This window comes from Pseudomonas sp. JL23 (assembly GCF_056933585.1).
In genome coordinates, this window is sequence record NZ_CM167795.1 from 6,873,687 (window position 1) to 6,899,863 (window position 26,177).

Consider the following 26,177-nt stretch of genomic DNA (forward strand, 5'->3'; position numbering starts at 1 on the left):
CCGAAGGGTTTTCCTATTGATAATCACCCTCGACAGCCGGTGGTACTGAGCTGCTCACGGCTACGTTGCTTCATGCTTATGGTCCTCGCAACCAGTCGTCGCCCCCGCTACAACCCTGTCATCAACTGTTCATCTGGCAGCCCTTCGCCTTGTCAGATACGGTTCCAGAATGAAGTCAATGGGACTTTTAAGACGCCTTTAATTGCAATTTTTTCTAAAAAGACAGAAAACTTTCGAAACATCAGAAAAATAACTTTGGCCCCAGTAACACCATCAAGTTTCCATCCCTTATCCCTTAAGGGCGTAGAAACTAAATTGCAAAACAATGTTTTGAACATGCTTTCATCTTCAACTTTAATATCCAGACGATAATAATCAAATATTTCAAGCGCGCACGAGGGTGCTTTTAGATCAAATCCCCTTTCTTCAATTTCGGATTTTAGTATGTCAACAACATCCTCGTCGTATAGTAGAAAGCCGAATTCGTATATATCATTTACCAGGTTTGCGTAACCCACATCTATGCTGGTCTCTGCGATAACTGGTTGAAAAAACTGGCTCTCCCAGCCGCATTCACAGCTGCTCCAAAGGCCACCGAAATAGTGACAGTGCACTGCGAACCCCTTGTTGCAACCGGGACAGCTGGAAGTGAGGAGAACCTTGTGAAACGCGCATACCTTGACGTCGAAGAATTGGTGGCTTCTTCGCCAATACGGAACCGAATCAGCAGAAAAATCGTCGAGAATGCACTGTGGGCAGACCTTCACAGATCCGCTGTCCACAAACGAACGAAACACAGACAGGTTTCGTTTTCGGAAAAGCTCGACTTCCTCATCAAAGGTTGTAGCCGACCTGATGAATACAGATGCGAAATACCCCGTATGGCGGTAAACCAGTCGGTTGAAAACGTAGCTACTCGGTCCTTCCATGTGACTGGAGAGGAGCCTCGCTTTACCTAGAGACCATTCAGGGCTGAAGGGAAAATTCAGCGAGCGATGGAACTGGGAGCTACCAACGACCTGGGACAGGAAGATGGACCTGGACAGAAACGAATCCAGCGTCTCGTCGGGGAAAATTTCAGCAAGCATCAGTGAGTCTTCGTGGTGCCCAAAAAATGAGGGGGGCTATAATGCGCCCCCAATCGCGACAGTTTTTATTCTCGTCGGACAGTTTTTATTCTCTTGTCCCATGATGACAAGCGCTGTGGATAACTTATTCCACAGTCACTGACTTGGCCAAGTTGCGCGGCTGGTCTACATCGGTGCCTTTGAGCACGGCCACGTAGTACGACAGCAGTTGCAGCGGCACGGTGTAGAGGATCGGGGCCAGGGTGTCGATGATGTGCGGCATGGAGATGACATGGATGCCTTCGCCATTGATCATGCCGGCTTCTTCATCGGCAAACACCACCAGTTCACCGCCACGGGCGCGGACTTCCTGCAGGTTGGACTTGAGCTTTTCCAGCAGTTCGTTGTTCGGCGCCACGGTGACTACTGGCATGTCGCTGTCGACCAGGGCCAGCGGGCCGTGCTTCAGTTCACCTGCCGGATAGGCTTCTGCGTGAATGTAGGAGATTTCCTTGAGCTTCAGGGCCCCCTCCATCGCTACCGGGAACAGCGCGCCACGCCCGAGAAACAGGGTGTGGTGCTTCTCGGCGAACAGCTCGGCGACTTTCTCCACAGTGCCGTCCATAGCCAGGCTTTCGCCCAGACGAGTCGGCAGGCGGCGCAGTTCTTCGACCAGTTCGGCTTCGACACCTTCGCCCAGTGTGCCCTGGACCTGACCCAGGGACAGGGTCAGCAGCAGCAATGCCACCAGTTGTGTGGTAAAGGCCTTGGTCGATGCCACGCCGATTTCCGGGCCGGCCTGGGTCAGCAGGGTCAGGTCGGATTCACGCACCAGTGAGCTGATGCTGACGTTGCAGATGGCCAATGTCGCGAGGAAACCCAGTTCCTTGGCGTTGCGCAGGGCGGCCAGGGTATCGGCGGTCTCGCCGGATTGGGAGATCGACACGAACAGCGTACCCGGCTGGACCACGACCTTGCGGTAGCGGAACTCACTGGCGACTTCGACCTGACAAGGAATGCCGGCCAAAGACTCCAACCAGTAACGGGCAACCATACCGGCGTGACTGCTGGTGCCACAGGCGACGATCTGCACGTTGCGCACCTTGGCGAACAACTCGGCTGCTTGCGGGCCGAACGCCTGGACCAGTACCTGGTTCTGACCCAGACGACCTTCCAGGGTGCGCTGCACGACTTTTGGTTGCTCGTGGATTTCCTTGAGCATGAAGTGACGGAACTCGCCTTTGTCGGCAGCTTCGGCACCTTCGCGGTATTGCACGGCTTCACGCTCGACCGGCAGGCCGTCGGCCGACCAGATCTGCACGCTTTCGCGGCGAATCTCGGCAATGTCACCCTCTTCCAGGTACATGAAGCGGTCAGTGACCTGACGCAGGGCCAGTTGGTCGGAAGCGAGGAAGTTCTCGCCCAGGCCCAGGCCGATCACCAGCGGGCTGCCACTACGGGCGGCGACCAGACGATCCGGCTGTTTGGCATTGATCACCGCCAAACCATAGGCACCGTGCAGTTCCTTGACCGCCGCCTTGAGGGCGATGGTCAGGTCCGGGGTGTCCTTGAGCTTGTGGTGCAGCAGGTGGACGATGACTTCGGTATCGGTATCGGAAACAAACACATAACCCAGGCCAGTCAGTCGGCTGCGCAGGGCTTCGTGGTTCTCGATGATGCCGTTGTGCACAACTGCCAGCTCATCGCCGGAGAAATGCGGGTGAGCGTTGCGCTCGCAAGGTGCGCCGTGGGTGGCCCAACGGGTGTGGGCGATACCCAGGCGACCCATCAGCGGCTCACCGGCCAGGGCCTGTTCCAGCTCGCTGACCTTGCCCGAACGGCGACGGCGCTCCAGGGTGCCGTTATTGCTGAATACGGCAACACCGGCGCTGTCGTAGCCGCGGTATTCAAGGCGCTTGAGGCCTTCCAGCAAAATGGCAGTGATATTGCGTTCAGCGACTGCGCCAACGATTCCACACATAGTCTTCTCCTAGCTAACAGCGGCGCAAATCAGCGTTATGCCGCGGGCTTCAATCTGTTCGCGGGCCTCCGGGGCCAGGCGATCATCGGTAATAAGGGTATGGACGCTGCCCCAGGGCAGCTCCAGATTGGGAATCCTGCGCCCGACCTTGTCGGACTCGACCATCACGATCACTTCACGGGACACTTCGGCCATGACTCGACTCAAGCCCAGCAGCTCGTTGAATGTGGTGGTGCCACGATTCAGATCGATGCCATCGGCACCAATGAACAACTGATCGAAGTCGTAGGAACGCAGCACCTGCTCGGCGACCTGGCCCTGGAAGGACTCGGAATGTGGGTCCCAGGTACCCCCGGTCATCAGCAGCACCGGTTCATGCTCCAGTTCGCTCAGGGCGCTGGCCACATGCAGCGAGTTGGTCATTACCACCAGGCCCGGTTGCTGCCCCAACTGAGGAATCATCGCGGCGGTGGTACTGCCACTGTCGATGATGATCCGCGCATGTTCACGGATACGCGCTACGCCGGCCTTGGCGATCGCCAGTTTGTACGGCGAGATCGGCTGGCCGTGGTCACTGATCAACTCCTGCGGCAGAGTCACCGCGCCGCCGTAGCGACGCAGCAGCAAGCCGTTGCTTTCGAGTGCAGCGAGGTCCTTGCGCACCGTTACTTCAGACGTATCAAAGCGCTTGGCCAACTCATCGACACTGACCTCGCCCCGCTCATTGAGCAGGCTGAGGATATTGTGGCGACGTTGGGGAGTATTCCGTTTCGACATGACAGCCATAAGTTTCGTTTCGAAAGATAACGAAGGCAATCAAAACTCATCGAAAGCCTGTCGTCAAGTGGCCGAAACAATAAATCACGTCAGGTGAAATGTGCGTCGATGCGGGGGAAATAAGACGTAACCCTTCAGGCTATAGACAGAAAGGTATACGTAGAGGGTTATCCACAGGGTCGTCAGTGTAGCGTCTGAACAGCTCCAGGCCTGTTCAGACACAACCCTGTGGATAATTTTACTCGGGCTTTTTGATTTTTACCGGGCGCTGCCAGCCGTCGATATTACGCTGACGGGCACGGGCCACCCCCAGTTGTCGCGCAGGAATATCCTGATTGATGGTTGAACCGGCGGCGGTGGAAGCACCATCGGAGATATCCACAGGCGCCACCAGGGAGTTGTTGGAACCAATGAAGACATCTTCACCCATCACCGTCATGTGCTTGTTGGCACCGTCGTAATTGCAGGTGATGGTGCCGGCGCCGATGTTGGTCCGGGCGCCGATGCGCGCATCGCCCAGATAGGTCAGATGCCCGGCCTTGGCGCCTTCGCCGAGATGAGCATTCTTCAGTTCGACAAAGTTACCCACATGGGCGCGGGCTTCCAGCACGCTGCCCGGACGCAGGCGCGCGAACGGACCGGCATCACTGCCCTCGCCCATGATTGCGCCTTCAAGATGACTGTTGGCCTTGATCACCACGCCTTTGCGCAAGGTGCTGTTCTTGATCACGCAGTTCGGGCCGATGACCACGTCGTCCTCGATCACTACGCGGCCTTCGAGAATCACGTTGATATCGATGAGTACATCGCGACCGACCGTGACCTCTCCGCGCACATCGAAGCGAGCCGGATCGCGCAGAGTCACGCCTTGGGCCATCAGACGACGTGCAGCGCGCAGCTGGTAGTGCCGCTCCAGTTCGGCCAACTGCTTGCGGTCGTTGGCGCCCTGCACCTCCATGGCGTCGTGGGGTTGTTCGGTGGCGACCACCAGGCCATCACCGACAGCCATGGCGATCACATCAGTCAGGTAGTACTCGCCCTGCGCGTTGTTGTTCGACAGACGCCCCAGCCAGTCCGCCAGGCGCTTGCCGGGCACGGCGAGGATGCCGGTATTGCCTTCGGTAATGGCTTTCTGCGCCTCAGTGGCGTCCTTGTGTTCAACGATGGCGCATACGCGGTTCTGCTCGTCACGGACAATACGGCCGTAGCCAGTTGGGTCATCGAGGTTGACCGTGAGCAGGCCCAGTTGCTCGGCATTCACCTGCTTGAGTAGACGCTGCAGGGTTTCGACTTCAATCAGCGGCACATCGCCATAAAGGATCAGCACGTTTTCGGCGGTCAGCACCGGCAAGGCTTGAGCAACAGCGTGGCCAGTACCCAGTTGTTTGTCCTGCAGCACGAAATTCAGGTCATCCGCAGCCAGGCGCTCACGAACCAGTTCCGCGCCGTGGCCGATCACCACATGAATGCCTTGTGGGGAAAGTTGCCGGGCGCTGTGGATAACATGGCCAAGCATGGAATCGCCGGCCACTGGATGCAGCACCTTGGGCAAGGCCGAGCGCATGCGGGTGCCTTGGCCAGCGGCGAGAATAACGATATCGAGAGACATGAGAGTTACCAACTGAGCGCGCCGCGACGAGCGTCGGGCTGATCTGAAAAAAGAAAAGGGTAGCCGAGGCTACCCTTTTACTCAATCACGCAGAGAACCTCGGCCTTAACCGCCGAACTTCTTGCGAATTTGCTGGACGGTACGCAGCTGGGCTGCGGCCTCGGCCAAACGAGCAGTTGCAGATCCGTAATCGAAATCCGCGCCTTTTTCGTTCAGGGCATTCTCGGCTGCCTTGACGGCGGCCAGAGCTGAAGCTTCATCCAGGTCAGCAGCGCGTTGCACAGTGTCGGCAAGCACTTTGACCATGTTCGGTTGAACCTCAAGGAAACCACCGGAGATGTAGAACACCTCGGCTTCTCCGCCCTGCTTGATCAAGCGGATCGGACCCGGTTTCAGATCAGTGATCAGCGGCGCGTGGCCTGGAGCGATACCGAGATCACCCAGGTTGCCGTGCGCGATCACCATCTCGACCAGACCGGAGAAGATCTCTCCTTCCGCGCTGACGATATCGCAATGGACTGTCATAGCCATTTGCTTGCCTCGACCTGATTAGCGCCCGTTACCGGGCGCCGGGATTACAGTTTCTTGGCTTTCTCGATCGCTTCTTCGATGCCGCCGACCATGTAGAACGCTTGTTCTGGCAGGTGGTCGTAGTCACCGTTGAGGATACCTTTGAAGCCAGCAATGGTGTCTTTCAGGGAAACGTATTTACCCGATGCACCGGTGAAGACTTCAGCCACGAAGAACGGCTGCGACAGGAAGCGCTGGATCTTACGAGCGCGGGATACCAACTGCTTGTCGGTTTCCGACAGCTCGTCCATACCCAGGATCGCAATGATGTCCTTCAGCTCTTTGTAACGCTGCAACACGTACTGAACGCCGCGAGCGGTGTCGTAGTGTTCCTGACCGATGACGTTCGGGTCCAGCTGGCGCGAAGTCGAGTCCAGTGGGTCAACCGCTGGGTAGATACCCAGGGAAGCGATGTCACGGGACAGAACGACGGTGGCGTCCAAGTGGGCGAAGGTGGTCGCCGGCGATGGGTCGGTCAAGTCGTCCGCAGGAACATAGACAGCCTGGATCGAGGTGATCGAACCGTTCTTGGTCGAAGTGATACGTTCTTGCAGAACGCCCATCTCTTCAGCCAGGGTCGGTTGGTAACCTACGGCAGACGGCATACGGCCCAGCAGTGCAGATACTTCTGTACCGGCCAGGGTGTAACGGTAGATGTTGTCGACGAACAGCAGAACGTCGTTACCTTCGTCACGGAACTTCTCGGCCATGGTCAGGCCGGTCAGTGCTACGCGCAGACGGTTACCCGGCGGCTCGTTCATCTGACCGTAAACCAGCGCCACTTTGTCCAGAACGTTGGAGTCCTTCATCTCGTGGTAGAAGTCGTTACCCTCACGAGTACGCTCACCCACACCGGCGAACACGGAATAACCGCTGTGCTCGATGGCGATGTTACGGATCAGTTCCATCATGTTTACGGTCTTGCCGACACCGGCACCACCGAACAGACCGACTTTACCGCCCTTGGCGAACGGGCAAACCAGGTCAATTACCTTGATACCGGTTTCCAGCAGGTCGTTGCCGCCTGCCTGTTCTGCGAAGGAAGGTGCGGCACGGTGAATGCCCCAGCGCTCTTCGGTGTCGATCGGACCAGCTTCGTCGATCGGGTTGCCCAGAACGTCCATGATCCGGCCCAGTGTCGCTTTACCGACAGGTACGGAAATGGCAGCGCCGGAGTCAGAAACTTCCAGACCGCGCTTCAAGCCCTCGGTGGAGCCCATCGCAATGGTACGAACCACGCCGTCGCCCAGCTGTTGCTGAACTTCCAGGGTGGTTTCAGCCGCGCTCACTACTTTCAGCGCGTTGTAGATGCTCGGTACGCTGTCGCGTGGAAATTCCACGTCGATAACGGCGCCGATGATTTGAACGATACGTCCGCTACTCATAGCTGGATCCTCTGAATATTTGAACCGTTAAACCGCGGCAGCGCCGCCGACGATTTCCGAGATCTCTTGGGTGATCGCTGCTTGACGCGCCTTGTTGTAGATCAGCTGCAAATCACTGATCAGATCACCGGCGTTGTCCGTAGCGTTCTTCATCGCGATCATCCGCGCTGCTTGTTCAGCTGCGTTGTTCTCGACCACCGCCTGGTACACCTGCGATTCCACGTAGCGCACCATCAGCCCATCCAGCAGCTCTTTAGCGTCGGGTTCGTAAACGTAGTCCCAGTGATGCTTGAGCTTCTGATCCGGGGTAGCCACCAGCGGAATCAATTGTTCCACTGTTGGTTGCTGGGTCATGGTGTTGATGAACTTGTTCGATACCACGGACAGGCGATCAATTCGGCCATCCAGGTATGCATCCAGCATCACCTTGACGCTGCCGATCAAGTCATTGATCGACGGCTCTTCGCCCAGGTGGCTGATCGCAGCGACGACGTTACCGCCGAAGTTGCGGAAAAAGGCCGCACCTTTGCTGCCGACCACGCACAGATCGATCTCTACGCCGTTTTCACGGTTTACCGCCATGTCCTTGACCAGAGCCTTGAACAGGTTGGTGTTCAAGCCACCACACAAACCACGGTCACTGCTCACAACGACATAACCGACGCGCTTTACAGGGCGATCGATCATGAACGGGTGGCGGTATTCCGGGTTGGCGTTGGCCAGATGACCAATCACCTGGCGGATGCGCTCCGCGTAAGGACGGCTAGCAGCCATGCGCATTTGAGCCTTGCGCATTTTGCTGACCGCCACTTTTTCCATGGCGCTGGTGATCTTTTGCGTGCTTTTGATGCTCGCAATCTTGCTGCGAATCTCTTTTGCGCCTGCCATGTAACACCTATCAGGTTAGCAAGCGGGGACCTGACGGCCCCCACTGCGGCTTACCAGGTTTGGGTGGCCTTGAACTTCTCGATACCGGATTTCAGGCCGGAGTCGATTTCGTCATTGAAGTCACCCTTCACGTTGATCTTCGCTATCAAATCAGCGTGATCGCGGTTGAAGTAAGCAATCAGCGCTTGTTCAAAGCTGCCAATCTTGGTGATTTCGACGTCAGTCAGGAACCCACGCTCGGCGGCATACAGCGACAGCGACATGTCAGCGATCGACATTGGCGCGTATTGCTTCTGCTTCATCAGCTCGGTAACGCGCTGGCCGTGTTCAAGTTGCTTACGGGTCGCTTCGTCCAGGTCAGAAGCGAACTGGGCGAATGCCGCCAGTTCACGGTACTGAGCCAGAGCGGTACGGATACCACCGGACAGCTTCTTGATGATCTTGGTCTGAGCGGCACCACCTACGCGCGATACCGAAACACCGGCGTTCACTGCCGGGCGGATGCCCGAGTTGAACATGGCCGATTCCAGGAAGATCTGACCGTCGGTGATGGAAATCACGTTGGTCGGAACGAACGCGGAAACGTCGCCAGCCTGGGTCTCGATGATCGGCAGCGCGGTCAGGGAACCGGTTTTACCAGTCACTGCACCGTTGGTGAACTTCTCTACGTATTCTTCCGAAACGCGGGATGCGCGCTCCAGCAGACGGGAGTGGAGATAGAACACGTCGCCTGGGTAAGCTTCACGGCCTGGTGGACGGCGCAGCAGCAGGGAAATCTGGCGGTAAGCCACTGCTTGCTTGGACAGATCGTCATAAACGATCAGTGCGTCTTCACCGCGGTCGCGGAAGTATTCGCCCATGGTGCAACCGGAGTACGGCGCCAGGAATTGCAGTGCAGCCGATTCGGAGGCACTGGCAGCAACGATGATGGTGTTAGCCAGTGCACCGTTTTCTTCGAGTTTGCGCACAACGTTGGCGATGGTCGATTGTTTCTGACCGATTGCTACGTAGACGCAGAAGATGCCGCTGTCTTTCTGGTTGATGATCGCGTCGATCGCCAGAGCGGTTTTACCGATCTGACGGTCGCCGATGATCAGCTCGCGCTGGCCACGGCCGACAGGGATCATGGCATCGACAGCCTTGTAGCCAGTCTGTACAGGCTGGTCTACCGACTTACGCCAGATCACGCCTGGAGCAACTTTCTCGACCGCATCGGTCTCGGTGTTGTTCAGCGGACCTTTGCCGTCAACTGGGTTACCCAGTGCGTCGACTACGCGACCCAGCAGTTCCTTACCAACAGGAACTTCCAGAACGCGGCCGGTGCACTTGGCACTCATGCCTTCAGCCAAAGACTGGTAAGCGCCCAAAACAACGGCACCTACGGAGTCTTGCTCCAGGTTGAGGGCCATACCGTAGACGCCGTCAGGAAACTCGATCATTTCGCCGTACATGACGTCGGCGAGACCGTGAATCCGTACGATACCGTCAGAAACGCTGACGACAGTGCCTTCGTTACGGGCTTGGGAGGCTACATCGAGTTTCTCGATGCGACCCTTGATGATTTCACTTATTTCGGAAGGATTGAGTTGCTGCATTGCTCTGCTGCCCCTTCAAACTCAAGATTTCAATGCTTCGGCCAGTTTCGCGAGTTTGCCGCGAACTGAGCCATCGATAACCAGGTCGCCGGCGCGAATGACAACACCCCCGATAAGGGTGGCATCCTCCGCAGCGTGCAGGCGCACTTCCCGGCCGAGCCGTGCACTGAGAACCTTGGCGAGTTTGTCTTGCTGTTCTTGGTCCAATGCAAAAGCACTGATGACATCCACATCGACCGATTTTTCCTGCTCGGCCTTGTACAGGTCGAACAATTCGGCGATCTCCGGCAGAAGCGGGAGACGGTCGTTTTCAGCAACGACATGGATGAAATTCTGTGCCTTGGCATCGAACTTGTCGCCACACACCTCAATAAAAGTGGTGGCCTTGTCTGCGCTCGTCAGTCGCGGGGCCTTGAGCAAGCGCTGCATGGTGTCGTCTTGCGACACCGCAGCAGCCAGGCCGAGCATGGCTGACCAATTGGCCAGTTGCTGGTGCGCCTGTGCATGCTCGAAGGCTGCCTTAGCGTAAGGTCGGGCCAACGTGGTCAGTTCTGCCATGATCGCCCTCGCTTAAATTTCTGCAGCCAGTTTATTAACCAGCTCCGCGTGCGCGTTTTGATCGATTGTGGCACCCAGGATCTTCTCTGCGCCGTTGACTGCCAGGCTACCCAGTTGGGCGCGCAGCGCGTCTTTGACGCCGTTCAGTTCCTGCTCGATCTCGGCCTGAGCCTGAGCCTTGACACGGTCAGCTTCAACGCGAGCCTGTTCACGGGCTTCGTCGACAATCTGAGTACCGCGTTTCTTGGCTTGCTCAATGATTTCAGCTGCTTGAGCTTTAGCATCGCGCAGTTGGTGACCCGCTTTCTCTTGGGCCAACTCCAGGTCGCGAGCTGCTCGTGTAGCAGCGTCCAGTCCATCCGCGATCTTCTTCTGACGTTCGTGCAAAGCCGTAATGACCGGAGGCCATACGAACTTCATGCAGAACAGCACAAAAATGAAGAACGCAACGGACTGGCCAATCAGGGTTGCATTAATGTTCACGCCAACACCTCGCTCGTTCGTTGTCCATCACACCAATCAACTCGAAAATTCGAGCGATTAGCCAGCGAGTTGACCAACGAAGGGGTTCGCAAAGGTGAAGAACAGAGCGATACCAACACCGATCATGGTCACGGCGTCGAGCAGGCCAGCGACGATGAACATTTTGACTTGCAGCATTGGAACCATTTCTGGTTGACGCGCTGCGCCTTCCAGGAATTTACCGCCCAGCAGGCCGAAACCGATTGCAGTACCCAGTGCGCCCAGGCCGATCAGCAGTGCAACAGCGATAGCAGTTAGACCAACTACAGTTTCCATCTTTCCTCCCGACTTTTACGTCGTATTGGTTAGGTTTTTTTAGATTAAAGCGGTAAAGCAAAATCGTTTGTACAACGCCCTCGCGGGCCCCCCACTCATCTGCCTGGATGAGTGGGACATCAGACGCGCGGACGAGTCTTAATGGTTATCTTCGTGAGCCATCGACAGGTAGACGATGGTCAGCATCATGAAGATGAACGCTTGCAGGGTGATGATCAGGATGTGGAATACCGCCCACGCCCATTGCAGAACCACACCCAGGCCACTGAGCCAGAGCAGACCGCTGCCGAACATCACAGCGATCAGGATGAAGACCAGTTCACCAGCGTACATGTTGCCGAACAGTCGCAGAGCCAGGGAAATCGGCTTGGCGATCAGGGTCACGAATTCAAGCAGGAAGTTCACCGGAATCAACAGCGCCTGAACAAAAATGTTCTTGCTGCCGAACGGGTGCAGGGTCAGTTCACCGATGAAGCCGCCGATGCCCTTGACTTTGATGCTGTAGAAAATGATCAGCGCGAACACCGACAGGGCCATGCCCAGGGTAGCGTTCGGGTCAGTCGTGGAAACAGCACGGAAGAAGGTGTGCTCGTTGCCCGAAATCTTGACCGCCAGGGCTGGAATCCAGTCCACGGGGATCAAGTCGACGGCGTTCATCAGGAACACCCAGGCAAAAATGGTCAGTGCCAGCGGTGCAATCACCGGGCTACGACCATGGAAGCTGTCTTTTACGCTGCCGTCGACGAACTCGACCAGCACTTCAACGAAGTTCTGCAGAGCGCCAGGCTGGCCGGAGGTCGCCTTTTTTGCCGCCATGCGGAAAATCAGGATGAAAATCAGGCCCAGTGCGACCGACCAGCCGAGGGTATCGACGTGGAAAGCCCAGAAACCCATTTCCTTCGCTGCGGCTGCATCGTGGGCGAAGCCCCAAGAGCCGTCAGGCAAATGACCAAAGGTCAAGTTCTGCAAGTGGTGCTGGATATAGCCCGAAGCTGTTTGCTCTGCCATGGTTGCCTCAAACGCCCTAAGGTCTCAAAAATCTTATTTTCATTAGCAGGGGAGCGAACCAGCTGACCGCCTGGATCAACATGAACACGCCGAATACAGCCAGCGGCGCCAATGGCTTCACACCTGCAAAGGTCAGCGCAAAAAGCACTGCCGTTAATATCAATTTGCCTGCCTCGCCGGCATAAAAGGACCGGACGATGGCTTGCGCTGCTCTAGCCCCGGAAAACCGGAAAGCCTTGTGAGCAAAGTACAGATTGGGCAGCCAAGCTATCAGGCCTCCGCAAAGACCTGAATACCCAACTACGACACCCTGCCACTGCCAAAGCGTCAATGCCGCCAGCAGCAGGGTAATAACTTGAGCCAGCAGTACTGGAAAAACCGCTAGGCGATGGAAAGGCAGGCGGTTTTGCATGCGTGATTCCATCACAACTGTTCCTCGGAGGTCGGCCGCCAAAATCAACTACTTGGCATAATTTGTGCCGACAAAATGCGCGCAGAGTATAGGGGCGGTTCAGCCCCTATTCAACTGTCGGGTAGTGATTTCCGACTACACGCTACACTGCAATTGTTTCAGCGAATGTGAGCGAGCACTCCTTGCAGCTCATCCAGGGAGTTATAACGGATCACCAACTGGCCTTTTCCCTTCTGACCATGGCGGATCTGCACCGCAGAGCCCAGCCGTTCGGCCAGACGCTGCTCAAGTCGGCTGATATCCGGATCGGTTTTGACCGGTTGCGCGGGGGCCGGTTTGCCACTCAACCACTGGCGAACCAAGGCCTCGGTCTGACGTACGGTAAGGCCACGTGCGACAACGTGTCGCGCCCCTTCCACCTGCTGTTCTTCGGGTAAACCGAGCAATGCCCTGGCATGACCCATTTCCAGGTCGCCATGGGACAGCATGGTCTTGATCACTTCAGGCAGGGCAATCAGGCGCAGCAGGTTGGCCACGCTGACCCGGGACTTACCCACAGCGTCGGCGACCTGTTGCTGGGTCAGCTGGAATTCCTGCTGCAGCCGTTGCAGGGCCACCGCTTCTTCCACAGGGTTCAGGTCTTCGCGCTGAATGTTCTCGATCAGGGCCATGGCAATGGCGGTTTCATCGGAAACGTCGCGGACCATCGCCGGGATGGTGTCCAGACCGGCCTGCTGACTGGCGCGCCAGCGGCGTTCACCGGCGATGATTTCAAAACGGTTGTTGCCGACCGGACGGATCACGATCGGTTGCATTACGCCCTGGGCCTTGATCGATGCGGCCAGTTCTTCCAGCGCCTGCGGGTCCATGTCCCGACGCGGCTGGTATTTGCCGCGCTGGATCAGGTCCAGGGGAACATGCTGCAGCTCACGCTGATCGACCTGGCTGGCCTGTTCTTCCAGCGAACTGACGGTTGGACTGCTCAGAAGTGCGTCCAGCCCACGTCCGAGACCTCTTTTCTTGACGGCCATGGGATTTCCTTAAGTTGGCTGGGCGGCGGTTCGCGAAGGTGTTGCACGGCGCTGACGACGGACCATTTCACCGGCCAGCGCGAGGTAGGCCAGGGCACCGCGTGACGTCTTGTCATAGGCCAGGGCGGGCATGCCGAAACTCGGCGCCTCGGCCAGGCGAATGTTGCGCGGGATCACGGTGTCGTATAGCTGCTCGCCAAAGTGCTCCTTGAGCTGCGCCGAAACATCGTTGATCAGACTCAGGCGCGGGTCGTACATGGTGCGCAGCAACCCTTCGATTTTCAGCTCCGGGTTAAGCAATTCGGCGATGCGTTTGATGTTATCCACAAGGTCGCTGAGACCTTCGAGGGCGAAGTACTCGCACTGCATGGGGATAATCACGCCATCGGCGGCCACCAGTGCATTGAGCGTCAGCATCGACAGGGACGGCGGGCAGTCGATCAGGATGTAGTCGTAATTCTCGCGGATTGCCGCCAGGGCATTGCGCAGGCGACTTTCCTTCATCTGCATTTCCAGCAGCACCACTTCGGCGGCGGTCAGGTCGCGGTTGGCCGGCAGCAGTTGGTAACCACCGTGCTCGGAGAACTGCATGGCCTGGGCCAGGTCGCATTCACCGATCAAGAGGTCATAGACCGAATGTTCCAGGCCGTGTTTATCCACACCACTGCCCATGGTGGCGTTGCCTTGTGGATCAAGGTCGATCAGCAGCACACGGCGCTTGGTCGCGACCAGTGATGCTGCGAGGTTGATGCAGGTGGTGGTTTTACCCACGCCACCCTTTTGGTTCGCTATCGCGAATACCTTAGCCATTCTTGCTTGTGTTCCCAATCATGCCGTGCGGCGCAGTATCAGCAGATGGCGTTGGCCTTGGCAACCGGGTACGGTCAAGGCCTGCTCGCTATCCAGGTGAAAGTCTGCGGGCAATGCTACCAGCTCATCAGCGGGATGCAGCCCTTTCATCGCCAGCCAGCGGGTTTCGGTATCGCCCATGTGGCGCGTCCAGCCCGTGAAGTCTTCCAGACTGCTGAAGGCACGGGAAACAATTCCGGTGAACGGTAGTGCCGGCTGCCAGGCTTCTGCCCGGCTGTGGATAACTTCCAGATTCGCCAGCTTCAGTTCGAGTTTGACCTGGGTCAGGAAGCGGGTTTTCTTGCCATTACTGTCCAGTACCGTGACTTTCATGTCCGGGAACAGGATTGCCAATGGAATACCAGGCATACCGCCACCACTGCCGACATCCAGCCAGCGCTCGCCTTCGATGAAGGGCACGACGCTGAGGCTGTCGAGCAGATGACGCGAAACCATCTCGTCCGGATTGCGCACTGCGGTCAGGTTGTAGGCCTTGTTCCACTTGATCAGCAGCGCCAGATAACCCAACAGTTGGGTGTGCTGGGCCTCAGTCAGGCTGACGCCCAGTTGCTCGGCGCCACGGGATAACTCTTCAGCGTGTTGCGGGGTGACCATAGAACTCAAGCGCTTTGCTCCAATTGACGGCCCGCGCCGCGTTTTTTCAGATGGATCATCAACAGGGAAATCGCCGCCGGGGTGACACCCGGAATACGCGACGCCTGGCCAAGGGTCTCGGGACGAGTTATCCCCAGCTTGCCCTGAATCTCTTTCGACAGGCCGGAAATCGTCGTGTAGTCGATGTCTTCCGGCAGGCGTGTGTCTTCGCTGGCGCGCAGCCGGGCGATTTCGTCTTGTTGACGATCAATGTAACCGGCGTATTTGGTCTTGATTTCGACCTGTTCGGCGACCTGTGGATCACTTGCGCCTTCGCCAGTCAGGGAAATCAGGCTGGCGTAGTCGATTTCAGGTCGGCTCAACAGGTTGAGCAGATTGTATTCGTGGGTCAGCGGCGTGCCGTAATGGCTGGCAATCGCCTCGCCCTGTTCGGTACCGGGACGAACCCAGGTGCTTTTCAGCCGCTGCTCTTCACGCTCGATGCTTTCGCGTTTGGTACAGAACGCCGCCCAGCGCGCATCGTCGATCAAACCCAGCTCGCGACCTTTTTCGGTCAAGCGCAGATCGGCGTTATCTTCACGCAGGATCAGGCGGTATTCGGCCCGGGAGGTGAACATTCGATAGGGTTCTTGCGTACCCAACGTAATCAGGTCATCGACCAACACACCGATGTAGGCCTCATCGCGACGTGGGCACCAGCTGTCCTTGCCTTGGGCGCGCAGTGCAGCGTTCGCTCCGGCCAATAAACCCTGGGCGCCCGCTTCTTCGTAACCGGTAGTGCCGTTGATCTGTCCGGCGAAGAACAACCCGGCAATGACCTTGGTTTCCAGGCTGTATTTCAGATCCCGCGGATCGAAATAATCGTATTCGATGGCATAGCCAGGGCGAACGATATGGGCGTTTTCCATCCCCACAATCGAGCGCACGACCTGCAATTGCACGTCAAAGGGCAACGAAGTCGAGATGCCGTTCGGATACAGCTCATGGGTGGTCAGGCCTTCGGGCTCGATGAATACCTGATGGCTCTGCTTGTCGGCAAAGCGATGAATCTTGTCTTCGATGGACGGGCAGTAACGCGGGCCGATGCCTTCGATCACCCCGGAATACATCGGTGAACGGTCCAGATTGGCCGCGATGATTTCGTGGGTACGGGCATTGGTGTGGGTAATCCAGCAACTGACCTGCCGCGGATGCTGTTCTTTGGAACCGAGGAACGACATCACCGGAATAGGCGTATCACCTGGTTGCTCGGTCATCACCGAGAAATCCACCGAACGGCCATCGATACGCGGCGGCGTGCCGGTTTTCAGGCGACCGACGCGCAGCGGCAATTCACGCAGACGATGCGCCAGGGCGATTGACGGTGGATCACCGGCTCGGCCACCCGAGTAGTTCTGCATGCCGATGTGGATAAGTCCGCCGAGGAAGGTCCCGGTGGTCAGCACCACAGAGTCGGCCATGATTCGCAGACCCATCTGCGTAACAACGCCGCGTACCTGATCCTGCTCGACGATCAGGTCATCGCAGGCCTGTTGGAATATCCACAGGTTCGGCTGGTTTTCAATGATTTCGCGAATCGCCGCCTTGTACAGCACGCGATCTGCCTGTGCCCGGGTAGCTCGCACGGCCGGGCCTTTGCGGCTGTTCAATACACGGAACTGAATGCCGCCCAGGTCAGTGGCCGTGGCCATTGCGCCGCCGAGGGCATCGATCTCTTTGACCAGATGGCTTTTACCAATCCCGCCAATGGCAGGGTTGCAGCTCATTTGCCCGAGGGTTTCCACGTTGTGCGTCAACAGCAGGGTTTTTGCACCCATGCGTGCAGACGCCAGTGCTGCCTCGGTACCGGCATGACCGCCACCGATGACGATCACTTCAAAACGGGAAGGGAAATCCACCACGCACCTCGTGCCTGTTCTAGATAGGAATATTGGGAAAGGTGACAAGTATAGGGACTTCCCCTTCCTGAATGAAACCTCTTGGACAAAAATTAACCAGCTGTGGAAAACTCGCGAATATAGAAAATAAAAGAGAGAGAAGTTTTATAAAACCTTATTTTAAAGCTTATTTATACTGAGCCACCTTTCTGTGGATAGATCTCTACAAGCCATAGTTTACAAAGTGTACAGAGATTCAAAAGTCTGTGATCAGGTGCCATTCAGCGTTCTGGATAACCGGTTTAAGCCTGTGGATTAAATGGCTGTTTGTCCACAGGGGTGGTTATCCTCAGGCAAGAGGCCTGGTTATCAACTGAGCTGAGGCATGGTTATGCACAGGGCTTAATCCACAGAAATACGCTGCCGTACGTCGAAAAAAGTAGGTGCTGGCGTCTTCTGCTACGTAGGCGGGAGGGGATGGAGGGCGCTGAGGCGGGAAGCTACAAGGTGAATGGCTATTGTTAGATACAGAAACAAAAGCTAATAATAGCCATTATCATTTGTGTATTTTCACGTCTATGTCTTCTCTCACCCACACCTCTGCCGTCCAGCGCATCTATGAACAGCACCATTCGTGGTTGAATGGCTGGCTCAAGGGCAAGCTGCACAACGCCTGCGATGCGGCTGATGTGGCCCATGACACCTTTGTGCGCATTCTGGTCTCGCGCAACGCCATGCAGATTCGTGAGCCCCGTGATTACCTGACGACCATTGCCCGTGGCCTGGTAATCGATCGCTACCGTCGGCGAGCCATCGAAGCGGCGTACCTGGAAGCCCTGGCGGCGCGTCCTGAGGTCACGGAAATCAGCGAGGAAGATAAGGCTGTGGTGATCGAAACCCTGGTCGCTGTGGATAAAACATTGGCGAGCCTGGGCGCACGGGCGCAGAAGATCTTCATGTTGTCCCAGGTGGAAGGTCTGAGTTATCAACAGATCGCGGATGAGCTGAGCCTGTCCCTGACCACCGTGAAGAAACACATGGTTCGCGCCTTTACCGAATGCTCCCTGATCATGGCCGGCTTGTGATGACTGTTGCTCCTGATCGTAAAACCTTCACTGCCGCCGCCAACTGGTACGTACAGTTCCAGAGCGAGCCACCGACACCTGCGCAACAGCAGGCCTGGCAACGCTGGCTGGACAGTGATCCGGCGCATCAGGCCGCCTGGCAACATATGGAACAGCTGCAACGCAATCTCAGCGCCCTGCCCCGGGATCTGACCCGGCGCGCGTTATCCGACACCCAACAACGCCGTCAGGTACTGCGCATGCTGCTGATTCTGGCTGGCGTCGGCGGTATTGGCTGGGGGCTGCAGGAGAAGACGTCCTTGGGCAATGTCTGGGCGGACTACAGAACCCGGGTTGGCGAACGCAGGCGTCTGGATCTGGCCGATGGCACTCGGCTGGAGCTCAATACCGATACCGCAGTGGATGTGCTTTTCGATGAGCGCGAGCGGCTGATTCGTCTACGTGCCGGGGAGGTGTTTATTCGCACCGGCAAACGCGGCGATACCCGGCCGTTCTTCGTCGAAAGCCATCAAGGCCGTGTGCAGGCCTTGGGGACAAGTTTCTTGGTACGCCAGTTATCCCATAGCACTCATGTCGGCGTTCTCGAGGACCAGGTTCGCATTCTGCCCAATGCCGACAGAGGTGAAGGCGGCCTGCTCAAGGCGGGAGAGAGCGCGGATTTCGATAGCTACAGTCTCGGGCCGAGTCGCTTGTGCCGGGCTACGGAGACTGCGTGGGTCGACGGCCAATTGATAGTACTGGATGCACGCCTCGGGGATGTTATCGACGAGTTGTCCCGCTACCGTACAGGCGCCATGCAGTGCGATGAGCGCGCTGCGGGCTTGCCTATATCCGGTGCATTTCGCCTGGACGCCATCGATGCAGTGCTCGCCAACCTGCAGACCTCGTTGCCTATCCGGGTGAGTTATTTCAGCCGTTATTGGGTGTCCATCAAGTACGCCAGCTGATCCGAAAAATTTTTTATTCACAGGTGCGATCTTTTTTCGACGTGGTTCGGCCCTTGAGGTAATCGCGACTCACGCGTGTATTCGTTACCTTCAGGGCCGACATAACAATGCGCTTTCCACAGATCCCGACACCTGCTCGCCAGCACGTTTCCCGACATTACCTCGCCTGCAGCCTATTACTGAGCAGTGCTATCAGCGCCGCGCTGGTTTCCCCCTATGCCGCTGCAGATACGGCTGTGCATAACTATTCCATCGCCGCCGGTCCGCTTGACAGCGTGTTGAGCCAATTCGCTTCGGCTTCCAACGTGATTCTGTCGTTCTCTCCCGGCCAGACCGCCAACCGCAGCAGTCCGGGACTTGTGGGTAACTATTCGGTTGAACAGGGTTTCATCCTGTTACTGCGCGGCTCCGGGTTGCAGGTCGCGACCCAGGCTCCGGGTTCTTACACCTTGCAGGCGGTGCCGCAAAATGGTTCGGTGGTACTGGATCCGACACTTATCAACAGCCGTCAGCTCGCTGCCGACGCAGGGGACAGTGGCGACAACCGTGGCTACAAGGCAGAAAAAAGCCGGGCCGGGACCAAGACCAGCACATCACTGTCTGAAACCCCGCGCTCGGTGTCGGTGGTCACGGAACAGCGCATCAAGGATCAGAAGTCCCAGAGCCTTACCGACGCCCTGGGCTATGTGCCCGGTATCTTCGCCCCGCCCTTTGCGGCCGGCGATAGCCTGGCAGGTGACCTGTTCTTCATTCGTGGGTTTAACGCCACCGATTACGGCTATGGCCTGATGCGTGATGGCCTGCGCGTGCAGGGTAATCGCTATGACACCACTACTGAGCCTTATGGCCTGGAACGGATCGAGATCTTCCGCGGCCCGTCCTCGATCCTCTACGGCGAGAACGCACCAGGCGGCCTGGTCAATCTGGTCAGCAAGCGTCCGACCAGCACGCCCCAGGGCGAGATCCAGCTCAGTTACGGTTCCAACAATCGCCGACAGCTGGGAGTCGATGTTTCCGGGCCGCTGAATGACAGCGGCAATATCCAGGGTCGCCTGGTCATGCTCGGGCGCAAATCCGATACTCAGGTCGATCACGTGCCTGACGATCGCATGTATATCGCGCCGTCCCTGACCCTGAACTTCGATGATTACAACAGCCTGACCCTGTTGGCCAACTACCAGAAGGACCACACCAACATGGAGCTCGGCCTGCCTGCGGCCGGTACCTTGCTGCATAACCCCAACGGCAAGCTGGACAAGGACACCATGCTCGGTGTGCCGGACTGGAACACCTTCGAGCGCGAGACCTGGAGCGTGGGTTATGAATTTATCCACAGCTTCAATGACGACTGGCAGTTCCGTCAGAACTCGCGCTACATGCAGTCTCATATCACTCGCCACGAGACCTGGCCGGGCAATCTGAATAACGCGGGCTTCGGCACGCAGTTGAACGTGACTGCCTACGACCGCTACAACAAATCCATGGTTTACTCGCTGGATAACCAACTGGAAGGCAAGTTTGCGCTAGGCGCTGTGGATAACACCGTGCTGTTCGGCGCCAGCCACGACTTCACTTCATTCAGCCAGGATTGGGATGCCGGGTCAGCCGGGCAGATCAATATTTACAACCCTGTGTATAAAAGTGATCCGGTTACCTCCATCCACGTCCAGAACACGCTGCTGGGCCAGCAGATGGAAGGGGCTTATGCCCAGTTGCAAAGCAAATACGACAAATGGATCTTGCTGCTCGGTGGCCGCCAGGACTGGGTGGAGAGCGATTTTCGCAACAAGTTATCCACAGCCAGCAATATCAACAGCCGAGATACCAAGTTCACTTGGCAGACCGGCTTGATGTACCAGTTCGATAATGGCCTGACGCCGTATGTCAGCTATTCGACAGCGTTCGTCCCGGTGCAGCAGATCTCCAACGGCGGCTCACCCCTGGATCCGATCACCAGTACGCAATATGAAGTGGGCCTCAAGTACGACCCGATTGGCTGGAATACCTCCTTCACCGCCTCGCTCTATGACCTTCGCAAAAAGGACGACACCTATTTCGACTCCACCAGCGCTACCTACCGGCAAGTGGGCGAGAGCCGGGCGAAGGGTGTAGAGCTGGAAGTGAACAGCGATATCACCCGCAACCTGAACCTGACAGCCGCTTACACCTATACAGATGCGCGAGTGACCAAAGACGCGGCAGGTTCGTTGATAGAGGGCCATCAGATTACCGGTGTACCGCGTAACCAGGCGTCGGTATGGGCCAAATACAGCTTCCTGGAAGGCCCGCTCAGCGGCTTCCACGTTGGTGGTGGCGTGCGCTATTTCGACAGCACCTTCTCGTACACCCCGAGCAGCTTGTACGGCAAGCTCAATTCGGGTGATGTGACCCTGGTAGACGCAGCCATTGGTTATCAGATCGACAAGAACTGGTCGGTCGACCTGAACGCCAAGAACCTGTTCGACAAGGAATACGTTTCGGGCTGTAACGATGCCGGTCGCTGCTACTGGGGCGATAGCCGGACTTTGCTGGGTTCGGTTTCCTACAACTGGTAAGACTATCCACAGGCTGACCCGAAAAAATCTGCGCGTAAGCCTGTGGATATCTATTTGCCGATACAGAAGCTGGAAAAAATCCGTCCCAACAGATCATCCGAGCTGAATGCGCCGGTGATCTCTCCCAACGATTGCTGGGCCAGGCGCAAATCTTCGGCCAGCAACTCCCCCGCTCCTGCCAAGGTCAGTTGATTGCGCCCATGCTCCAGGGATTCGCTGGCATAGCGCAACGCTTCCAGATGCCTGCGGCGGGCGCTGAAGCTGCTTTCGGAGGTCTGTTGATAACCCATGCAGTCTTTCAAATGGTTTCGCAGCAATTCCAGACCGTCCCCACCTGCCTTGGCGCTGAGATTGAGGGTGACATGGCCATCGGCACTGGTGTGCAGTTCAACCAGGTCGCCACTGAGGTCAGCCTTGTTGCGAATCAGCGTGACTTTCGCAGGGTCAGGGCGCTCTTCGAGGAATTCAGGCCAAAGGGCGAACGGATCGGAGGCTTCCGGGGCCGTGGCGTCAACCACCAGCAGGATCCGGTCGGCTTCGTTGATAGCCTTGAGCGCGCGTTCAACACCGATCATTTCTACCTGGTCGTCGGTATCCCGCAGCCCTGCAGTATCGACGATATGTAGAGGCATGCCATCGATGTGGATATGTTCGCGCAGAACATCCCGAGTGGTGCCTGCGATCTCAGTAACGATGGCGGCTTCGCGACCTGCCAGAGCGTTGAGCAGGCTGGATTTACCGGCATTGGGGCGGCCGGCGATTACCACCGTCATACCGTCACGTAACAACGCGCCCTGCCCCGCTTCGCGCAACACTGTGGATAACTCTTCGCGTACGGCATCGAGCATGGTCAGTACATGGCCATCGGCGAGGAAGTCGATTTCTTCTTCGGGGAAGTCAATCGCCGCCTCGACATAGATACGCAGGGCGATCAGTTTCTCTACCAGGCTATCCACACGTCGGGAAAATGCCCCCTGCAACGAACGTAGGGCATTACGCGCGGCCTGTGCTGAACTGGCTTCGATCAGGTCGGCAATCGCTTCGGCCTGGGCCAGGTCCAGCTTGTCGTTAAGGAACGCACGCTCGCTGAATTCTCCCGGACGGGCCAGTCGAGCGCCCAATTGCAGGCAGCGTTGCAACAGCATATCCAGTACTACGGGGCCACCATGGCCCTGCAGTTCAAGCACATCCTCACCGGTGAAGGAGTTCGGGCCAGGGAAATACAGGGCGATGCCCTCATCGATGACCTCGTTGTCGGCATCACGAAACGGGCCGTAATGGGCATGGCGCGGCCTGCTTTCGTGACCGGTAATCGCTAACGCAGCCTTGCTCGCCATCGGGCCGGATATGCGCACAATGCCAACGCCACCGCGGCCTTGGGCAGTGGCGATGGCGGCGATGGTTTCACGAGGAAGGTTCATGGCCAGACTCCTGACTTACTGACAGATAGCAAAACGCCCCACTAGGGGGCGTCTTGTAGAACTTATTCACAGGTTAGATCAGACAGCAGCTTTCTTTGTAGCCGCTTCGATCCGACGAGTGATGTACCACTGCTGGGTGATCGACAGGGTGTTGTTCACAACCCAGTACAGCACTAGACCAGCCGGGAACCACAGGAAGAAGAAGGTGAAGATGATTGGCATCAGCTTCATCACCTTGGCCTGCATCGGATCCGGAGGCGTTGGGTTCAGGCGCTGCTGGATGAACATGGTCGCGCCCATGATGATCGGCAGGATGAAGAACGGGTCCTTGATCGACAGGTCGGTTATCCACAGCAGCCATGGAGCCTGGCGCATCTCGACGCTTTCCAGGAGTACCCAGTACAGCGACAGGAATACCGGCATCTGTACCAGAATCGGCAAGCATCCACCCAGCGGGTTGATCTTCTCTTTCTTGTACAGCTCCATCATCGACTGCGACATTTTCTGCCGGTCGTCGCCGTGTTGTTCCTTCAGCGCGGCCAATTTCGGTGCAACGGCGCGCATGCGAGCCATCGACTTGTAGCTGGCAGCCGACAGCGGGAAGAACAGACCCTTGATCAGCATGGTCAGGAAGATGATCGACCAGCCCCAGTTACCGACAATGCTGTGGATATGTTGCAGCAGCCAGAAAATAGGTTGGGCGATGAACCAGAGAATGCCGTAGTCGACCGTCAGCTCCAGGCCTGGGGACAACTCTTTGAGCACTGCCTGACTCTTCGGACCGGCATACAGAGTGGCACTGACTTCAGTCTTGGCTCCCGGCGCAACCGCTACGGCAGGGCCAGTGAAACCGATGATGTAGTTACCCTGGCTGTCTTTACGAGTCTGAACAGCATTGCTGTCAGCCTTGTTCGGGATCCATGCGGTCACGAAATAGTGCTGCAGCCAGGCAACCCAGCCACCTTGCACGGTTTCTTTCAGCGAACCCTTGTCGATATCTTTCATCGACACTTTCTTGTAGGGCTCGGAAGCTGTCCACAGGGCAGCACCCAAGTAGGTAGCAGTACCGGTGGCCGTGCTCGACGATGGGTCGGAACTGGCATCGCGCTTGAGCTGGGCAAACAGGTTGCCGCTCCAAGGCGTCGCGCTCTGGTTGTCGATGACGTAGCTGACAACCAGGTCATACAAGCCGCGCTTGAAGGTAAAGCGCTTGATGTAATTGACGCCGTTATCGCTGAACTTCAGGTCGACGACCAGTTCATTCTGGCCATCAGCCAGTTGATAAGTCTTCTGTGCGGTCGAGTAAACCGGACGACCGGCTGCGCGAGCATCCGGACCGTTGGCGCCAGTCAGGCCGCTTTGTGCCAGGAAAGTACGCTCGCCGCCGTTATCGAACAGCTGGAAAGGCACATCAGGATGGTCCTGACGACGTGGATACAGAGGCAGACGCAGCTGCACGACGTCACCGCCGACTGGATCTATGTCCAGGCTCAGTACATCGGTGCGGACCTGGATCAGGTCTTTGCTGGCAGCAACTGGCGCTTCCATCGCGGCGGTGGCATCACCCCCTGCGGTGGGCACATCGGCACTTACAGAAGCATTCTTGGCAGCAGCCGTATCCGGAAGGCCCGGTGCGGTAGTGCTGGCAGCAGCATTCTGAGTCGGCAGGGCAGCCTGGCCGTAGTCTTGGTTCCATTTCAGAACCCCGACGTAGGTCACGATTGCCAGGGCGACGATCAGGATCGTGCGTTTAATATCCATGATTACTCGGCCATCGAAGAAGAACGGGAGGTGGGAACAGCAGGTGGAACCGGGTCATAACCACCGGCATTCCACGGATGACAGCGACCCAAGCGACGAAGGGTCAGCCAGCCGCCGCGCAGAAGGCCATGATTATCGATGGCTTCATACGCATAGCAGGAGCAACTGGGGTAGAAACGACAGTGACTGGCCATCAGCGGGCTAATGGCATAACGGTAAAACTGGATCGGGACGAGTGCCAGTTTACGCATTGGGACTGTCCACCCCTGCATGTTCGGTTTTCACTTCAGGCACCGGTTGGCTGCGGGCCAGCCGTTTCCAGAGCTTGCCGAAATGCTGAATCAATTCTGGGTTTTCTATGTCACCCAAACCTTTGCGCGCCACGATTACGATATCCCACCCGACCAACATCTCTTGGTGCAGGCGAAATGAATCGCGCATCAGGCGTTTCAGGCGGTTGCGCTGAACGGAGAGCTTGACGCTCTTTTTACCAATCACCAGTCCCAGACGGGGGTGATCAAGGTCGTTGTTGCGCGCAAGGAGCAGGAGATTTTTCCCCGGTACCTTGCCGGTAGGGGAGTCAAAGACTGCCTTGAAATGCCGGGGGGTCAGCAAACGCTTTTCCCGACTGAAGTCCTGACTCACCTCCTGTGCCGATTTATCAAACTGCCAGACGCTTACGGCCTTTGGCGCGACGACGCGACAGGACTGCACGGCCGTTTTTGGTGGCCATACGTGCACGGAAACCGTGGGTGCGGGCGCGCTTGATAGTGCTGGGTTGGAAAGTACGTTTCATGGCGTGTTACCTGGTTCGTCTACAACGGGCCGGAATGGCCCCCGTTTTAAGAGACCGGGGATTCTAGAGAAAGCAAGCGTCTAGGTCAATTTCCAACCAGCGTTTCCTTCATTTACTTGTAAAGCCGGTTTTTTTTGAGGAGGTAAGGATCTGCCGCGTCTTGATCACCAAATCGGCACACAAACATAAAAATAAGAAAGGAACGTATTTAAAGCTTTTCTTTAAAGCTTGTTACTCTTAAGCAGAAAGAATCTGTGGATAAAGTACTGCAGCCCTTATTATTCATGATGTACAGCGGTCAGAAAGGTTGTCGGTAAACAGTGCTGTGCCTGTGCTGCACCCTCGGAAAAGCTGTGCATGGAAGGCGATGTTATCCACAGGGTGGTTATCCACAGAGTTTTACCGGTAGTTATGCAAAGAGCTGAAGCCTGGTTATCCACAGACCTTAGCAAAGCATAATGGGATTGTATTTTTACGCATAAATCCTTGAATCATCGTCGGCTCAGGCTCACCTACATGTGGATAAGTCGGCCGCCGATCAGTACAATGGCGGCTGTTTTTGCCTCACCGGCGTTCAACTTAGGGGTTATCC

25 protein-coding genes are annotated in these 26,177 nt (G+C 56.9%); 3 read left to right on the forward strand and 22 right to left on the reverse strand.

Annotated features, from left to right (window positions below):
- Positions 1-152: 152 nt before the first annotated feature.
- From AC1Z24_RS31475 to mnmG, 17 genes are all read right to left on the reverse strand, one after another.
- Positions 153-1,088: a TniQ family protein gene (locus AC1Z24_RS31475; protein WP_483744075.1), complete on the reverse strand. Its 936-nt coding sequence runs from the start codon at positions 1,086-1,088 to the stop codon at positions 153-155.
- 124 nt (positions 1,089-1,212) lie between these two features.
- Complete coding sequence (gene glmS, locus AC1Z24_RS31480) at positions 1,213-3,048, reverse strand: glutamine--fructose-6-phosphate transaminase (isomerizing) (protein ID WP_483744076.1); 1,836 nt, start codon at positions 3,046-3,048, stop codon at positions 1,213-1,215.
- Positions 3,049-3,057: 9 nt separating this feature from the next.
- Positions 3,058-3,825 carry a DeoR/GlpR family DNA-binding transcription regulator gene (locus tag AC1Z24_RS31485; protein WP_483744077.1) on the reverse strand — a complete coding sequence of 256 codons (768 nt, stop codon included), beginning with the start codon at positions 3,823-3,825 and terminating at the stop codon, positions 3,058-3,060.
- A 238-nt stretch (positions 3,826-4,063) separates the two neighbouring features.
- On the reverse strand, positions 4,064-5,434 hold the full coding sequence (gene glmU, locus AC1Z24_RS31490; protein WP_483744078.1) for a bifunctional UDP-N-acetylglucosamine diphosphorylase/glucosamine-1-phosphate N-acetyltransferase GlmU: 1,371 nt from the start codon (positions 5,432-5,434) through the stop codon (positions 4,064-4,066).
- Between the two features lie 105 nt (positions 5,435-5,539).
- Positions 5,540-5,965 carry a F0F1 ATP synthase subunit epsilon gene (locus AC1Z24_RS31495; protein ID WP_259101006.1) on the reverse strand — a complete coding sequence of 142 codons (426 nt, stop codon included), beginning with the start codon at positions 5,963-5,965 and terminating at the stop codon, positions 5,540-5,542.
- Between the two features lie 44 nt (positions 5,966-6,009).
- Entirely contained in the window at positions 6,010-7,389 is a 1,380-nt protein-coding gene (gene atpD / locus AC1Z24_RS31500; RefSeq protein WP_259101008.1) for a F0F1 ATP synthase subunit beta, read from the reverse strand.
- A gap of 27 nt (positions 7,390-7,416) precedes the next feature.
- Complete coding sequence (gene atpG, locus AC1Z24_RS31505; protein WP_259101010.1) at positions 7,417-8,277, reverse strand: F0F1 ATP synthase subunit gamma; 861 nt, start codon at positions 8,275-8,277, stop codon at positions 7,417-7,419.
- A gap of 50 nt (positions 8,278-8,327) precedes the next feature.
- Complete coding sequence (gene atpA, locus AC1Z24_RS31510; RefSeq protein ID WP_259101011.1) at positions 8,328-9,872, reverse strand: F0F1 ATP synthase subunit alpha; 1,545 nt, start codon at positions 9,870-9,872, stop codon at positions 8,328-8,330.
- A 21-nt stretch (positions 9,873-9,893) separates the two neighbouring features.
- Positions 9,894-10,430: a F0F1 ATP synthase subunit delta gene (locus AC1Z24_RS31515; RefSeq protein WP_259101013.1), complete on the reverse strand. Its 537-nt coding sequence runs from the start codon at positions 10,428-10,430 to the stop codon at positions 9,894-9,896.
- A 12-nt stretch (positions 10,431-10,442) separates the two neighbouring features.
- Positions 10,443-10,913 (reverse strand): F0F1 ATP synthase subunit B, encoded by a 471-nt coding sequence (locus AC1Z24_RS31520; protein WP_259101015.1) that lies wholly within the window; start codon positions 10,911-10,913, stop codon positions 10,443-10,445.
- 57 nt (positions 10,914-10,970) lie between these two features.
- Positions 10,971-11,228: a F0F1 ATP synthase subunit C gene (atpE, locus tag AC1Z24_RS31525; protein ID WP_002555987.1), complete on the reverse strand. Its 258-nt coding sequence runs from the start codon at positions 11,226-11,228 to the stop codon at positions 10,971-10,973.
- Positions 11,229-11,366: 138 nt separating this feature from the next.
- A complete protein-coding gene (gene atpB / locus AC1Z24_RS31530) occupies positions 11,367-12,236 on the reverse strand; it encodes a F0F1 ATP synthase subunit A (RefSeq protein WP_483744079.1) in 870 nt (289 codons plus the stop codon).
- 16 nt (positions 12,237-12,252) lie between these two features.
- On the reverse strand, positions 12,253-12,660 hold the full coding sequence (locus tag AC1Z24_RS31535) for a F0F1 ATP synthase subunit I (protein WP_259101018.1): 408 nt from the start codon (positions 12,658-12,660) through the stop codon (positions 12,253-12,255).
- Between the two features lie 146 nt (positions 12,661-12,806).
- Positions 12,807-13,679 carry a ParB/RepB/Spo0J family partition protein gene (locus AC1Z24_RS31540; protein ID WP_259101019.1) on the reverse strand — a complete coding sequence of 291 codons (873 nt, stop codon included), beginning with the start codon at positions 13,677-13,679 and terminating at the stop codon, positions 12,807-12,809.
- 9 nt (positions 13,680-13,688) lie between these two features.
- Positions 13,689-14,489: a ParA family protein gene (locus AC1Z24_RS31545; RefSeq protein ID WP_259101020.1), complete on the reverse strand. Its 801-nt coding sequence runs from the start codon at positions 14,487-14,489 to the stop codon at positions 13,689-13,691.
- 18 nt (positions 14,490-14,507) lie between these two features.
- Positions 14,508-15,143 (reverse strand): 16S rRNA (guanine(527)-N(7))-methyltransferase RsmG, encoded by a 636-nt coding sequence (rsmG, locus tag AC1Z24_RS31550; protein WP_259101673.1) that lies wholly within the window; start codon positions 15,141-15,143, stop codon positions 14,508-14,510.
- A gap of 5 nt (positions 15,144-15,148) precedes the next feature.
- Positions 15,149-17,041 (reverse strand): tRNA uridine-5-carboxymethylaminomethyl(34) synthesis enzyme MnmG, encoded by a 1,893-nt coding sequence (gene mnmG / locus AC1Z24_RS31555; RefSeq protein WP_259101021.1) that lies wholly within the window; start codon positions 17,039-17,041, stop codon positions 15,149-15,151.
- A gap of 557 nt (positions 17,042-17,598) precedes the next feature.
- Between mnmG and AC1Z24_RS31560 the strand changes: the two genes are divergently transcribed.
- From AC1Z24_RS31560 to AC1Z24_RS31570, 3 genes are all read left to right on the forward strand, one after another.
- Positions 17,599-18,105 (forward strand): sigma-70 family RNA polymerase sigma factor, encoded by a 507-nt coding sequence (locus tag AC1Z24_RS31560; RefSeq protein ID WP_483744080.1) that lies wholly within the window; start codon positions 17,599-17,601, stop codon positions 18,103-18,105.
- A complete protein-coding gene (locus tag AC1Z24_RS31565) occupies positions 18,105-19,052 on the forward strand; it encodes a FecR domain-containing protein (protein ID WP_483744081.1) in 948 nt (315 codons plus the stop codon). The genes AC1Z24_RS31560 and AC1Z24_RS31565 overlap by 1 nt, the downstream gene beginning before the upstream one ends.
- 107 nt (positions 19,053-19,159) lie before the next feature.
- Entirely contained in the window at positions 19,160-21,607 is a 2,448-nt protein-coding gene (locus tag AC1Z24_RS31570; RefSeq protein ID WP_483744082.1) for a TonB-dependent siderophore receptor, read from the forward strand.
- A gap of 50 nt (positions 21,608-21,657) precedes the next feature.
- Here AC1Z24_RS31570 and mnmE read toward each other — a convergent pair whose 3' ends face one another.
- The 5 genes from mnmE to rpmH all read right to left on the reverse strand — a co-directional run bounded on the left by mnmE (position 21,658) and on the right by rpmH (position 25,585).
- Complete coding sequence (gene mnmE, locus AC1Z24_RS31575) at positions 21,658-23,028, reverse strand: tRNA uridine-5-carboxymethylaminomethyl(34) synthesis GTPase MnmE (protein ID WP_483744083.1); 1,371 nt, start codon at positions 23,026-23,028, stop codon at positions 21,658-21,660.
- Between the two features lie 78 nt (positions 23,029-23,106).
- On the reverse strand, positions 23,107-24,789 hold the full coding sequence (gene yidC / locus AC1Z24_RS31580; protein WP_259101027.1) for a membrane protein insertase YidC: 1,683 nt from the start codon (positions 24,787-24,789) through the stop codon (positions 23,107-23,109).
- Positions 24,790-24,791: 2 nt separating this feature from the next.
- Entirely contained in the window at positions 24,792-25,040 is a 249-nt protein-coding gene (gene yidD / locus AC1Z24_RS31585; RefSeq protein ID WP_259101028.1) for a membrane protein insertion efficiency factor YidD, read from the reverse strand.
- The gene (rnpA, locus tag AC1Z24_RS31590; protein ID WP_259101029.1) at positions 25,033-25,434 is read right to left on the reverse strand and encodes a ribonuclease P protein component; all 402 of its coding nucleotides are present in this window, start codon (positions 25,432-25,434) and stop codon (positions 25,033-25,035) included. Before rnpA ends, yidD begins: the two co-directional genes overlap by 8 nt.
- Positions 25,435-25,450: 16 nt before the next feature.
- The gene (gene rpmH, locus AC1Z24_RS31595; RefSeq protein WP_002551315.1) at positions 25,451-25,585 is read right to left on the reverse strand and encodes a 50S ribosomal protein L34; all 135 of its coding nucleotides are present in this window, start codon (positions 25,583-25,585) and stop codon (positions 25,451-25,453) included.
- Between the last annotated feature and the right edge of the window lie 592 nt (positions 25,586-26,177).